This is a genomic window from Streptomyces sp. NPDC045778, from assembly GCF_056431945.1.
Genome location: NZ_JBWKJZ010000001.1, coordinates 215,449 through 228,429 on the forward strand (window position 1 = coordinate 215,449; position 12,981 = coordinate 228,429).

The window sequence follows — 12,981 nt, forward strand, 5'->3', positions numbered from 1 at the left end:
AGAACAACAAAACCCCCCCCCCCCCCCCCCCTGCCCCCCCCCCCCCCCCCCCCCCGCCGCCCCCCCCCCCCCCCCGCCCGGGGCCATCACCTGCCCTTCGGACTGGCGGATATCGGCGGCGGTGTGACGATCGATCGACTACGGGTGCCACGGCGGGGGACGCCCGCCGTGGCGGTGCGGCGCTACTTGCTGCTGACGCCGAGCGACACGTAGTCGTACCGGCCGTTGTAGGCGTCGGACATGTAGGCGTTGGTCAGCCGCGGTCCGCGCCAGGTGATGTTCTTCTCGTACAGGAACGGCATCCAGTCGGCGTCGTCCAGGATGCGCTTGTCGAGCTGCTTGTAGATCTCACCGGCCTTGACCGGGTCGGTCTCCGCGATCGCCTTGTCGAAGAGCCCGTCGATCTTCTTGTCCTTGATCTGCGACTCGTTGTAGTTGCCGTTCTCGACCAGGAAGCGGGAGTCGAACAGCGGCTGCGCGTAGCCCTGGCCGGACGGGAAGTCGGGGCCCCAGCCGGACATCTGCATGCTGTAGCCGCGCTTCTTCACCACGGAGGGCGAACCGGTGATGCTGGCCGAGTCGGCGCCGTCGAGGGACTCGACCTCGACGTTGATGTTGGCCTTCTTCAGCTGGGCCTGGAGGGCCTCGGCGGTGTCGACCTCACCCGGGTTGTTGTTGCGGGCGGTCAGCTTGGCGCTGAAGCCGTTCGGCTTGTCGCACTTCTTCAGCTCGTCCTTGGCCTTGGCCAGGTCCGGCTTGCCCTTGCGCGCGAGGACGCCGTACGGGTCGTAGTCGCTGTAGCCCGGGATCGCCTTGGGGAAGGTGCTGTTGGCGATGTCACCGGCGGCGAGCTTGCCGCCGCGGGTCTGCTGGAGGCTCGCGAAGTCCGTGGCGTAGAAGACGGCCTTGCGGCAGTGGACGTTGTCGAACGGCTTCGCGGTGTGGATCAGGGCGACGTAGCGCACGAAGGACGTGTGCATGTTGTCGACGCTGTCGCGGTGCTTCTGGACGGCGGTGACGCGACCGGACTGGGTCATGCCGGTGCCGTTGAGGTCGACGTCGTAGTCGCCGGCCATCAGGCGCTTGTCGTTCTCCTCCAGGTTGGCGGAGATGGTGACGTCGATCTTGTCCGGGAGCGCCGGGCGGATCGGGTCCGAGTCCTTCTTCCACTTGTCGTTGCGCACGAGCACGATCTTCTTGCCGGGCTTGTACGAGTCGAACTTGTACGGGCCCGAGGAGAACGGCCGCGAGGTGTACTTCGCCTTGGTGTCCTTCGCCGCCTTCACCGGGGAGCCGGAGGGCATCGCGAGGAACTGCTCGAAGTCACCGTTGCGCTTGGGCAGCTTGAAGATGATGGTCTTGTCGTTCGGCGTCTCGATCGCCTTCAGACCGAGCTTGTCCTTCGACTTGTCCTTGTACGGGCCCGGGTACTCGCCCTTGGGGTCGAGCGCCTGGCGCAGATAGCCGGGGCCACCGGTGATGGTGTCCTTGGCCCAGATGCGCTCGATCCCGTACTTGATGTCCTTGGAGGTCAGCGGCGAGCCGTCCTCCCAGGTGAGGCCGTCACGCAGCTCGTACGTGTAGGTCTTGCCGTCGTCCGAGATCTTCGCGGTGGCCTTGGCGAGGTCCGGCACCAGCTTCGTGCCCGCCTTGCCCGGCTTGGTGTCGTACGACACCAGCTGGCGCGTGTAGAAGCGCATGAAGTCCCAGGACATGCCGTAGTACGCGCGCTGCGGGTCCGCCGAGTCCAGGTCCTGCTTGCCGACCATGCGCAGGGTGCCGCCGGTCTTCTTGGACGGCTTGGCGACCTTGTTCAGGGCGGCGTTGTAGCCCGCGCCCTTGCCGTCGCCGTCGCCGTCACCGTCGCCACCGCCGCAGGCCGTGGTGGTCACCAGGGCCGCGACGACGAGGGCCGCGCCCGCGGCGAGCCGCCTTTTCGGGGGAAGTGTGGGCATTTTCTCGCAACCTTCCAGATTCGCGGTCCCTGGCTTATCGCTGCCGAAGAACCATGGAAAGAGCCACCTGACCAGCGGCAGGGGCAAGTCAGTGGGGACTGCTAGCGGGTTCCCTTGGGGTCGAGCGCGTCGCGCAGTCCGTCCCCGAAGAGGTTGAAGGCGAGCACGGTGATGAAGATCGTGACACCGGGGAAGACCATGAACATCGGGTCGTGCTCGTACGTTTCGAGGGCGTCCCGCAGCATGCCGCCCCAGGAGGCGGTCGGCGGCTTGACACCCGCGCCCAGGAAGCTGAGGGCGGCCTCCGTGAGGATGTTCGTGGGGATCATCAGCGTCGCGTAGACGGTGATGGGGGCCACGAGGTTCGGCAGCAGCTCACGGAACAGGATGTGGCGCCGGCCGCCGCCGAGGCTCTTGGCGGCCTCCACGTACTCGCGCTCCCTGAGCGAGAGCGTCTGGCCGCGCACGATGCGCCCGATGTACGGCCAGCCGAAGAAGCCGATGACCAGGACGAGGATCGCGACGCGCACGCTCGTCCCCTCGAGCCCGAGGAAGTCGTCGGGAAGGACCGAGACCAGGGAGATGATGAACAGCAGCTGCGGGAAGGAGAGCAGCACGTCCATCACGCGGCTGATCAGGGCGTCGACCCAGCCGCCGAAGTAGCCGGCGATGATCCCGAAGAGGGTGCCGAGGACGACGGCGACGATCGCGGCGAGGAAGGCCACGAGCAGCGAGATGCGCGCTCCGTAGACGATCCGGCTGAACACGTCGCGGCCCTTGTTCGGCTCGACCCCGAAGAGGTAGTCGCTGCTCACGCCGCCGAACGAGCCCTGGGGCAGGTTGGTCAGCGGGTCCAGCTTCTCCTGGTGGAAGTCGTTCGGCGGGTGTCCGAGCACGCTGACGATCAGGGGTGCGAAGACCGCCACGAGGACCAGGAGGACCACCGTGATGCCGCCCGCGAGGGCGACCTTGTCGCGCTTGAGCCGGTTCCAGGCGATCTGTGTGAGGGACCGCCCTTCGACCTTCTTCCCCCCTGCACCAGCTGCGGGGGCGACTTCCTCCGTGGGTTTCGCGTCCGCAGGTGTGTCATGCAATGGCGCCGTCATCGTGGCAGGGACCCCTCTCAACCGGCGGTGACCGGCCCGCACTTGCCGCTGTAGCGACGTGATCAGTCCGTCGTACACAGGGGCGAAGGCCCCTTGGAGCGGGAGTCTTCAACGGGGTCGTGATCTGTTACCAGACTTGTCGGGGAATGGATGCGCAACCGTGATGCTGATCGAGGTGTTCCGTTATCCGGACGTCACTGAACGCCGGGCGAACACGGGGCAGTTGGGGGCACAGGCACCACGCACGTCCATACGTTCACTCCTGCCCCAGAAGGGGACATCGCGCACGTCGACGCTGTTCAGGCCACCGACGGGAAGCGGAATCCGGCCACCGTCTTGATCATGGGAGAGGGGTGCGGGGCGGGATTGCTACGCCTTTTGCACGAGATGTGTCAGTATGCGGCCGGATAGCCGTATCCGCCCGCGGCGGGAGCCGGGGCCCCCTGCGCGTCGCGGTCGTAGAACGGCCGGGCGTTGGCACGCAGCCACAGCGCCACCGGGTCGTGCGGGTCGGCCATCGCGACGGTCGACACGGGCAGGCCCTCGGGGACGGCCCCGATGGACTGCTGCATCATCGCGCGCACCGAGTCGACGGACGCGGGCGACGTGTCGTACACGTCCAGGCCGATGGCCAGGTAGGGCGCGCCGAGCACGGGCTGCACCCAGGCTCTGCGCAGCGCGCGGACGGCCGGGGTGCGGTGCGCGTTCTGGGTCAGCAACGCGTAGAACTGCGGGAGTTCGATGGCCGGTTCGGCGAGGCGCAGCGGGCCCGCGGGCTGGGTGGCGAGGCCGCTCGCGATGCGCCGCAGATCGAGCCAGGGGACGCCGACGCCGCCGCCCGGGGCGTGCGGGTTGAGCCACAGGCCGTAGTGGTCCGGGTACAGCGAGCGGGCCACGTCGAGGCCGCCCACCACTTCGTAGCCCCGGTTCCAGCCGCTCGCGGACAGCTCCTGGGCCGAGGTCACGCACGGCGCGTAGCCGTACCCCTCCACCTCCATGTTTCCGTACTGGGCGTCGGGGGATCCGGCCTGGCCGTGCCAGAGCAGCATCCACACCTTGCCGTCGGCGAGGGCGTGCAGGAGCGCCTCGTACGCGTCATAGCGCCCCGGCGTCACCTGGCGCAGCGTGTGCTCGACCTGTCCGGCCGCAGCGGTGCCCGACGCGCTCACCCGTAACCGCCCCTTCGCGACGTGCCCTGCGCGGTCGTCACCCCGACCGCGTCACCGGGCACCAGCTTAAGCGGGGCGTGGCGACTTAGCGCTTGAACAGGTTTGCCTTGCTGGGCCTTGCTGTGCCGTCTGGTGTCTGCGGGCTTCGTTGTGGCTGGTCGCGCAGTTCCCCGCGCCCCTTCGGGGCGCTGGTCCCTCGGGGCGCTGGTCCCTCGGAGCGCTGTTCTAGTGGGCGGTGAAGAACGGGCGGAGTCTGGTCTTCATCCAGTCGCCCACCGGGTCCTGGGCCACGTCCAGGAGGACCAGGTTCACCGGCCACGGCACGGGGGCGAGGCCGAGGGCGCGACCGAGGGCCTGCATGGGCAGGTCGCGGGCGTCGCCCTCCCAGGAGGCCAGCTCGACACCGACGAAGAGGGTGGGGGCCTCGGTCTCGACGGCGGCGAGGCAGCGCCGCGCGCTGAGCACCGCGCCCGTGGCCTCGAACTCCCGGGACGCGGCGGTCAGGAAGTCCACCGGGTCGTCCTGCCAGTCGGGCTCGAAGAGCCGGACCCGGCCGCCGCTCGCGGGCCCGTCCAGCTCCGTCCGCCCCACCTGGCAAAGGGCGGCCACCGCGGCGGGCGGCAGCGGCACCGCCACCGTGCCCTCCGGGTTCAGCGCGATGCCCAGCTCCGGCGCCAGGCCGCGCGCGAACTCCACCGCGGGCGCCACCGTGCAGCTCATCCGCCCGCCCGTGGCCTGCTGGAACTCCTGCTCCGACGTGAAGACGGGCACGAACGCCTGCCCGTCAAGCTCCAGGGTCGGCAGGTCGAGCGTGGCGCTCTCGGGCCCGCCCCCGTTCGGCAGCGGGATCCACAGCCTGCTGCGGCCGAGCACCTCCACTATGCGGGCGCCCGTCGCCTCCGACGGCGGCGCTCCGAGCGAGGCGGCGAGCACCTCCTCCAGTTCGTTGGCGGGCCAGCCGCCGTAGGGATGGGCGTGCGCCTGTACCGGTACGTCCCCCGGAAAGTCCATCTGTCTCGACCCCTGCTCTGCGTGCTGTCCTGCGGCCCGACCCTAACGCCGCCCGGCAGGCGCGCCCCGCCCTACCCGTCCAGAGCCTCGAAGCCCAGCTCACGCAGGGCTCCCGCCGCCTCCCGGTCGAGCAGCACCGCCGAGCCGCAGCCGCGCGGCAGGAGCCCGCTCTCGGCGTCCCGGACCAGGCGCCCGACCGTCCTGCGGTGCCGCGCGAAGGCGTACCGGGAGACGCCGCGGCCGCGGGCGCGCTGGCCGTCGAGGGCGAGGGGCGCGGGCACGTCGAGGAGCAGCAGGTGCAGCGTGGCCCCGCGGCGGGCGGCCGCGCGGGCGAGCCAGCGGCGCACCCACGGCTGCGTGCCGCAGTCGTGGACGACGACGCCGGTGCCCGCGCGCAGCGTCCGGCGCAGGTGGGCGTAGTGCGCGAGGCGGACCAAGGGGCGGTAGAGCGCGTACGGGACGCGGCGCGGCACGCGGGCCGCCCAGCGGTCGCGGGTGTCCTGGGAGTCCACGCGCGGGCCCGCGACGGCGCGCCGCATCAGCGTGGACTTGCCGCTGCCGGGAAGCCCGGAGACCACCACGACGTCACCGGCGGCGAACATCAGGCGGCGCGGACCGGGCCGCGGCCGGTCCCTGAGGTCGCGCACCACGGCGCGGGGGACGCCGGTGACGGCCTCCCGCGCCGGACCGGCCGGGGCGCCCGGCTGCGGCGGCAGCGCGACGCCCGCGCCGGGCAGCACTGCCCCCGCCTTGGGCAGCGAGACACCCGTGGTCGTCGCATAAGCACTGCTCCTGCGCACCGTGATCGGCCTCCCCATGCTCATCACGTCACTCATCCCCAGTACTTCTCCGTCGAGTGTAAAGAGAAGGTAATGCCCTACGAAGACGACGGCGGGGGACTCCCTGGTTGCGGCTGTTGTGAAGCGGGGGCGCGTGCAATGATGTGCGCGCCAACTCCATACCGGCCGCTTGAATCCGCGCGGGAGAGTCCCCGGCGGCGCGTGAGCGTCGCGGGGCGCCGAAGGAGCAAGTTCCTCCCTTGAATCTCTCAGGCCCCGTACCGCGCGGGCGAGGCACATCTGAAAAGCGAGCCGCTCCCCCGGCAGGGCCGTCCGGCCCGATCAGCGGGGCGGCTCCACCCAAGGTGCAAGTCATGCTCCGTTATACGCGCGGTGCGTGGTGAACCTCTCAGGTTTATGACAGATGGGGAGGACAGACCTCGCCCGTCATGCCCTGGAGCCAGTACTGATGAGTCAGACCGCAAGCGCCCCACGTCAGACCGCCCTCGACGCCCTGCACCGCTCGCTGGGCGCCACCATGACCGACTTCGCGGGCTGGGACATGCCGCTGCGGTACGGCAGCGAGCGCGACGAGCACAACGCCGTGCGCACCAAGGCCGGCCTCTTCGACCTCTCCCACATGGGCGAGATCACCGTGACCGGCGCCCAGGCCGTGGACCTGCTGAACTTCGCACTGGTCGGCAACATCGGCTCCGTCTCCGTGGGCCGCGCCCGGTACACCATGATCTGCCGGCCGGACGGCGGGATCCTGGACGACCTGATCGTCTACCGCCTGGCCGAGACCGAGTACATGGTCGTGGCCAACGCCTCCAACGCCCAGACGGTCCTGGACGCCCTCACCGAGCGCGCCGCCGGCTTCGACGCCGAGGTCCGTGACGACCGCGACGCCTACGCCCTGATCGCGGTGCAGGGCCCGGAGTCCCCCGGCATCCTGAAGTCGCTCACGGACGCCGACCTGGACGGCCTGAAGTACTACGCGGGCCTGCCGGGCACCGTGGCGGGCGTGCCCGCCCTGATCGCCCGCACGGGCTACACCGGCGAGGACGGCTTCGAGCTGTTCGTGGAGCCGCAGCACGCCGAGAAGCTCTGGCGGGCGCTCACCGACGCGGGTACCCCCGTCGGGCTCGTGCCATGCGGCCTGTCCTGCCGCGACACGCTCCGCCTGGAGGCGGGCATGCCGCTGTACGGCAACGAGCTGACGACGTCGCTCACCCCCTTCGACGCGGGCCTGGGCCGGGTCGTGAAGTTCGACAAGACGAGTCACGCGGACGATTTCGTGGGCCGTGACGCCCTGAAGGCCGCCGCCGAGCGGGCCGAGAGCGCGCCGCCGCGCAAGCTCGTCGGCCTGGTCGCCGAGGGCCGCAGGGTCCCGCGCGCGGGCATGGACGTCGTGGCGAACGGCCAGGTCATCGGCCAGGTCACCTCCGGCGCCCCGTCGCCGACGCTCGGCAAGCCGATCGCGATGGCGTACGTCGACCCGGCCCACGCCGAGCCGGGCACCGCTTCGTCGACGGGGGTGGGCGTGGACATCCGCGGTACCCACGAGCCGTACGAGGTCGTGGCGCTGCCCTTCTACAAGCGCCAGAAGTAGACGCGCGCACCGGGCCGGGAGCGGACGCGCCGGGGTCCGGTCCGTCCGGCGGCGCCCCGTCCGTCCCGTCTCACTCCGTAAGACTGCACATCCCCGCGTTCATCAGCACACGCCCGCGTACAGGAGAATTCACGCCATGAGCAACCCCCAGCAGCTGCGTTACAGCAAGGAGCACGAGTGGCTGTCGGCCACCGAGGACGGTGTGGCGAAGGTCGGCATCACCGAGTTCGCGGCCAACGCGCTCGGTGACGTCGTCTACGCCGACCTGCCGTCGGTCGGCGACTCCGTCACCGCGGGTGAGACCTGCGGTGAGCTGGAGTCGACGAAGTCGGTCAGCGACCTGTACTCGCCGGTTTCCGGTGAGGTCGTCGAGGCCAACCAGGACGTGGTGGACGACCCGTCCCTGGTGAACTCGGCCCCCTTCGAGGGCGGCTGGCTGTTCAAGGTGCGCGTCGCCGAGGAGCCGGGCGACCTGCTCTCCGCCGACGAGTACACCGCGTTCGCAGGCAGCTGACCACGGCGTAAGGACTGATCTTCCGATGTCGCTTCTGAACACCCCCCTCCACCAGCTCGACCCGGACGTCGCCGCGGCCGTCGACGCCGAGCTGAACCGCCAGCAGTCCACCCTGGAAATGATCGCCTCGGAGAACTTCGCTCCGGTCGCCGTCATGGAGGCCCAGGGCACGGTCCTCACCAACAAGTACGCCGAGGGCTACCCCGGCCGCCGCTACTACGGCGGCTGCGAGCACGTCGACGTGGCCGAGCAGATCGCGATCGACCGGGTCAAGGAGCTGTTCGGCGCCGAGTACGCCAACGTCCAGCCGCACTCCGGCGCCTCCGCCAACCAGGCCGCGCTCTTCGCCATCGCCAAGCCCGGCGACACGATCCTCGGCCTGGACCTGGCGCACGGCGGCCACCTCACCCACGGCATGCGCCTGAACTTCTCCGGCAAGCAGTTCAACGTGGTCCCGTACCACGTGGACGAGGCCGGCCTGGTCGACATGGCCGAGGTCGAGCGCCTGGCCAAGGAGAACAGCCCCAAGGTGATCATCGCGGGCTGGTCGGCCTACCCGCGTCAGCTGGACTTCGCCGAGTTCCGCCGGATCGCCGACGAGGTCGGCGCGTACCTGTGGGTCGACATGGCGCACTTCGCCGGCCTCGTCGCCGCGGGCCTGCACCCGAACCCGGTGCCGTTCGCGGACGTGGTGACCTCCACCACGCACAAGACGCTCGGCGGCCCGCGCGGCGGCATCATCCTGGCCCGCAGCAAGGACTTCGCGAAGAAGCTGAACTCCGCGGTCTTCCCCGGTTTCCAGGGCGGCCCCCTGGAGCACGTGATCGCGGCCAAGGCCGTCTCCTTCAAGGTCGCGGCGTCGGAGGAGTTCAAGGAGCGCCAGCAGCGGACCCTGGACGGCGCCCGCATCCTGGCCGAGCGCCTGGTCCAGGAGGACGCCAAGGCCGTCGGCGTGGACGTCCTCTCGGGCGGCACGGACGTGCACCTGGTCCTGGTGGACCTGCGCAACTCCGAGCTGGACGGCCAGCAGGCCGAGGACCGCCTCCACGAGGTCGGCATCACGGTCAACCGCAACGCGGTCCCGAACGACCCGCGCCCGCCGATGGTCACCTCCGGCCTGCGCATCGGCACCCCGGCCCTGGCCACCCGCGGCTTCGGCGCCGAGGACTTCCGCGAGGTCGCCGACGTCATCGCGGAGGCGCTGAAGCCCGGCTTCGACGCCGAGTCCCTGCGGGGCCGCGTGTCCGCTCTGGCCGCGAAGCACCCGCTGTACCCCGGCCTGAAGTAGTTTCGTACGCTTTTATTGGCACGGACTTCCGGGGCACCGCGCACACTGGACATGAGGACGGTGTACGCGGTGCCCCGCACCGCGTCCCCGACCAGCAGTCCCGTAAGCCCGCCGAGCCCGCGCAGCACCGCCCTCGCACGACCGGCAGACAACGGCGTCTACCACCCACCATTGGAGTTCTCTCGTGGCCATCTCGGTCTTCGACCTGTTCTCGATCGGCATCGGCCCGTCCAGCTCCCACACGGTCGGCCCGATGCGCGCGGCGCGCATGTTCGCCCGCCGCCTCAAGAACGAGGGCCTGCTGGCCCACACCACGGCCGTACGCGCCGAGCTGTACGGCTCCCTCGGCGCCACGGGCCACGGCCACGGCACGCCCAAGGCCGTCCTGCTCGGCCTGGAGGGCGAGTCCCCGCGCACGGTGAACGTGGAGACGGCCGACGACCGCGTCGAGGAGATCAAGACCTCGCGGCGCCTGAACGTCCTCGGCATGCACGAGATCGACTTCGACTTCGACGAGGACCTGGTCCTGCACCGCCGCAAGGCGCTGCCGTACCACGCGAACGGCATGACGATCTTCGCGTACGACCGCGAGGGCGGCCTCGTCCTGGAGAAGACGTACTACTCGGTCGGCGGCGGCTTCGTCGTCGACGAGGCGGCCGTCGAGGGCCAGAACCCGATCGTGCCCGACGACACGGTCCTGAAGTACCCCTTCCGCACCGGTGACGAGCTGCTCCGCCTCTCCGCCGAGACCGGCCTCTCCATCTCCGCGATGATGCTGGAGAACGAGAAGGCCTGGCGCACCGAGGACGAGATCCGCGAGGGCCTGCTCGACATCTGGCGCGTGATGCAGGCCTGCGTCTCGCGCGGCATGTCCCGCGAGGGCATCCTGCCCGGCGGCCTGAAGGTCCGCCGCCGCGCCGCCCACTCCGCGCGCCAGCTGCGCGCCGAGGGCGACCCGCAGGCCCGCGCGATGGAGTGGATCACGCTGTACGCGATGGCGGTGAACGAGGAGAACGCCGCGGGCGGCCGCGTCGTGACCGCCCCGACGAACGGCGCCGCGGGCATCATCCCCGCGGTCCTGCACTACTACATGAACTTCGTGCCCGGCGCCGACGAGGAGGGCGTGGTCCGCTTCCTGCTCGCGGCCGGCGCGATCGGCATGCTCTTCAAGGAGAACGCCTCGATCTCCGGCGCCGAGGTCGGCTGCCAGGGCGAGGTCGGCTCCGCCTGCTCGATGGCGGCGGGCGCCCTCGCCGAGGTCCTCGGCGGCTCCCCGGAGCAGGTGGAGAACGCCGCCGAGATCGGCATGGAGCACAACCTGGGCCTGACCTGCGACCCGGTCGGCGGCCTCGTCCAGATCCCGTGCATCGAGCGCAACGGCATGGCCGCGGTGAAGGCCGTCACCGCCGCCCGCATGGCCATGCGCGGCGACGGCTCCCACAAGGTGTCCCTCGACAAGGTCATCAAGACCATGAAGGAGACCGGCGCCGACATGAGCGTGAAGTACAAGGAGACGGCACGCGGCGGCCTCGCCGTGAACATCATCGAGTGCTGAGCCCGGAGCCCCTCCGGAGCCCCTCCGGGCTCAGTTGTGGGCGATGAGTGACTCCACCAGGCCGGCGCGGGTGTTCGGGTAGTCCATCGGGACGATCCCGAGCCCGCGCCAGGCCCGCCCCTCGGCACTGTCGAGGACGGCGTGCGCCCGGGGGTTCAGGCCGTCGGAGTTCCAGCGCGGCGGAAGCCCGGCCGCCGTGCTCACGAAGTTGACGTACTGCTTGCCGGGCTGGGCCACCGCCTTGCGGAAGTGGGCCTCGATCTTCGGGTACTTCGCGGCCGGGGCGGCGTTCCAGTCGTCCTGGATGTCGAAGGTCCCCGTGTCCCCCCAGCGGATGCCGCCGGGAAGCCCGCCGTTGTCGGCGATGAGGACGACGCGGCCGCGGACGTCGCCGAGGCGCGGCCAGGTCTGCCCGATGTGGAAGAGGGACCGCCAGCCCCGTCGGCCCAGATAATCGTCGAAGATCGCGCGGAACGCGCTGTCGCTCTCCTGCGAGTACTCCTGCTTGACCCGCATCAGGACGGTCTCCGACGGCCGGGCGGCGAGGAGGTCCCGGCAGGCACCGAGCACGTCGTCGAAGTTCAGATTCTGGTAGAACGCCGCGTGGTGGATGGTGAAGGAGCCCTCGAAGGCCCGGCACCGGATGTCCAGGAACCGTATGCCGGACGCCAGTTGCTGCCCGAGCGTGGTGTTCTGGCACTCCACCCACCAGCCGCCGAACCGGGCGCCGGAGTCGTGCGTACCGGGAATCGTGAGGCGCTCAAGGGGCGTCGAGGCGTCGATCCCCGCCAGCCAGTCGCGGCCGTCGAGGGGGCGGGCGACGGCCCGTGCGGCGGACGTGCCGACGAGGGCGGCGGAGGCGGTGGCGCCCGCGGCGGTGAGGAAGGTGCGACGGCTGAGGGCCATGTGGGTTCCCGTGGGGGTGGGGGGTGTGGGAAGGGCCCTCAGTATGGATGGGAACGCCTGTAGCGGGGAACGGTCAATCCACAGTCAACAGTTCACGTTTCACTGACCGCCGGGGCGAACCCCCCACGCCCCTCGTTCCCCGGCAGCGACCCGCCTCGTCTCCCCTCTCTTCCTCTCCCTTGCTCTCCCTTGCTCTCCCTTCCTCCCTCCCCTACGCCCGGAGGTCATCCATGCTGCGCGGCATCGACGTCAGTTCCCACCAGTCGTCCTTCTCGACCGAAGGCGTCTCCTTCGTGATCGTGAAGGCCACCGAGGGCCGCTCCTACATCAACCCACGCCTGTCGGCCCAGACGGGACAGGCCCGGGACGCCGGCTGCGTCGTGGGCTTCTACCACTTCCTCTGGCCGGGCAACATCACGGCCCAGGCGGAGTACTTCGTCGCCAAGGCCCCGGAGAGAGCGGGCGAGTTCCTGGCCGTGGACTGGGAGTGGACCGGTGACCACACGGCGGCGACGAACGCGGAGAAGGACCGCTTCATCAAGGAGGTGAAACGCCTGCGCCCGCACCACCGGACCCTGCTGTACACCAACCGCGACTTCTGGCTGAACCGGGACACGACGTCGTACGCGGGCGACGGCCTCTGGATCGCCGACTACGTGACGGCGGGCAAGCCCCGCATCCGCGCCACGTGGCGCATCCACCAGTACACCTCGACCCCGCTGGACAAGAACGTGGCGGACTTCCCCGACAAGGCCGCGATGCGGGCCTGGGCCACGCCCTAGCGCGGGGCGGTGGAACGGCGGACGGGCCAGGGGAGCCCTGGCCCGTCCGGTGGTCCGGGTGCGCTCAGGCGCGGTTCAGGCTCGCCCAGAACTCGTCGAAGGAGAGCAGCTTGTCGCCGTTCTGATCCTTGGACTTGATGATGGCCTCGGCCACCGACTCGGTGACGTTCCAGTCCCCCATCTGTGCCATGGCGGTCTTGTACTCCGCCGCCGTGATGTAGCCGTCGCCGTCCGCGTCGAACCGGTCGAACTGCTTGCGTGCTTCCTCGATGTCCGCCACCGGGTCCGCCCCTTCTTCGTGTCC

General features: G+C 70.3%; 12 protein-coding genes and 1 riboswitch. Of the genes, 5 read left to right on the forward strand and 7 right to left on the reverse strand.

Translation table 11 applies throughout. The features are described 5' to 3' along the window. Positions 1-182: 182 nt before the first annotated feature. The 5 genes from AC07GB_RS00980 to AC07GB_RS01000 all read right to left on the reverse strand — a co-directional run bounded on the left by AC07GB_RS00980 (position 183) and on the right by AC07GB_RS01000 (position 6,077). Positions 183-1,955 carry an ABC transporter substrate-binding protein gene (locus AC07GB_RS00980; RefSeq protein WP_478841093.1) on the reverse strand — a complete coding sequence of 591 codons (1,773 nt, stop codon included), beginning with the start codon at positions 1,953-1,955 and terminating at the stop codon, positions 183-185. Between the two features lie 101 nt (positions 1,956-2,056). Further along, on the reverse strand, positions 2,057-3,061 hold the full coding sequence (locus AC07GB_RS00985; protein WP_478841094.1) for an ABC transporter permease: 1,005 nt from the start codon (positions 3,059-3,061) through the stop codon (positions 2,057-2,059). 392 nt (positions 3,062-3,453) lie between these two features. Continuing rightward, positions 3,454-4,230, reverse strand: a complete 777-nt coding sequence (locus AC07GB_RS00990; protein ID WP_478841095.1) for an enhanced serine sensitivity protein SseB C-terminal domain-containing protein — start codon at positions 4,228-4,230, stop codon at positions 3,454-3,456. A gap of 225 nt (positions 4,231-4,455) precedes the next feature. After that, positions 4,456-5,241 (reverse strand): enhanced serine sensitivity protein SseB, encoded by a 786-nt coding sequence (locus AC07GB_RS00995; RefSeq protein ID WP_478841096.1) that lies wholly within the window; start codon positions 5,239-5,241, stop codon positions 4,456-4,458. A gap of 71 nt (positions 5,242-5,312) precedes the next feature. After that, complete coding sequence (locus tag AC07GB_RS01000) at positions 5,313-6,077, reverse strand: AAA family ATPase (protein WP_478841097.1); 765 nt, start codon at positions 6,075-6,077, stop codon at positions 5,313-5,315. Between the two features lie 134 nt (positions 6,078-6,211). Continuing rightward, a riboswitch (glycine riboswitch) is annotated at positions 6,212-6,314 on the forward strand. A gap of 175 nt (positions 6,315-6,489) precedes the next feature. Between AC07GB_RS01000 and gcvT the strand changes: the two genes are divergently transcribed. From gcvT to AC07GB_RS01020, 4 genes are all read left to right on the forward strand, one after another. Continuing rightward, on the forward strand, positions 6,490-7,632 hold the full coding sequence (gcvT, locus tag AC07GB_RS01005; RefSeq protein ID WP_478841098.1) for a glycine cleavage system aminomethyltransferase GcvT: 1,143 nt from the start codon (positions 6,490-6,492) through the stop codon (positions 7,630-7,632). A gap of 136 nt (positions 7,633-7,768) precedes the next feature. Beyond that, on the forward strand, positions 7,769-8,146 hold the full coding sequence (gene gcvH, locus AC07GB_RS01010; protein WP_478841099.1) for a glycine cleavage system protein GcvH: 378 nt from the start codon (positions 7,769-7,771) through the stop codon (positions 8,144-8,146). A 25-nt stretch (positions 8,147-8,171) separates the two neighbouring features. Next, positions 8,172-9,434, forward strand: a complete 1,263-nt coding sequence (gene glyA / locus AC07GB_RS01015) for a serine hydroxymethyltransferase (protein ID WP_478841100.1) — start codon at positions 8,172-8,174, stop codon at positions 9,432-9,434. Between the two features lie 184 nt (positions 9,435-9,618). Further along, positions 9,619-10,989, forward strand: coding sequence for an L-serine ammonia-lyase (locus AC07GB_RS01020; RefSeq protein ID WP_478841101.1), 1,371 nt, complete (start codon positions 9,619-9,621; stop codon positions 10,987-10,989). Between the two features lie 30 nt (positions 10,990-11,019). Here AC07GB_RS01020 and AC07GB_RS01025 read toward each other — a convergent pair whose 3' ends face one another. Beyond that, positions 11,020-11,895, reverse strand: coding sequence for a phosphatidylinositol-specific phospholipase C (locus tag AC07GB_RS01025; RefSeq protein ID WP_478841102.1), 876 nt, complete (start codon positions 11,893-11,895; stop codon positions 11,020-11,022). Positions 11,896-12,125: 230 nt separating this feature from the next. Between AC07GB_RS01025 and AC07GB_RS01030 the strand changes: the two genes are divergently transcribed. Next, the gene (locus tag AC07GB_RS01030; RefSeq protein WP_478841103.1) at positions 12,126-12,677 is read left to right on the forward strand and encodes a glycoside hydrolase family 25 protein; all 552 of its coding nucleotides are present in this window, start codon (positions 12,126-12,128) and stop codon (positions 12,675-12,677) included. A 64-nt stretch (positions 12,678-12,741) separates the two neighbouring features. On the opposite strand, the gene AC07GB_RS01035 is transcribed toward AC07GB_RS01030, so the two are convergent. Then, a complete protein-coding gene (locus AC07GB_RS01035; protein WP_478841104.1) occupies positions 12,742-12,957 on the reverse strand; it encodes an EF-hand domain-containing protein in 216 nt (71 codons plus the stop codon). Between the last annotated feature and the right edge of the window lie 24 nt (positions 12,958-12,981).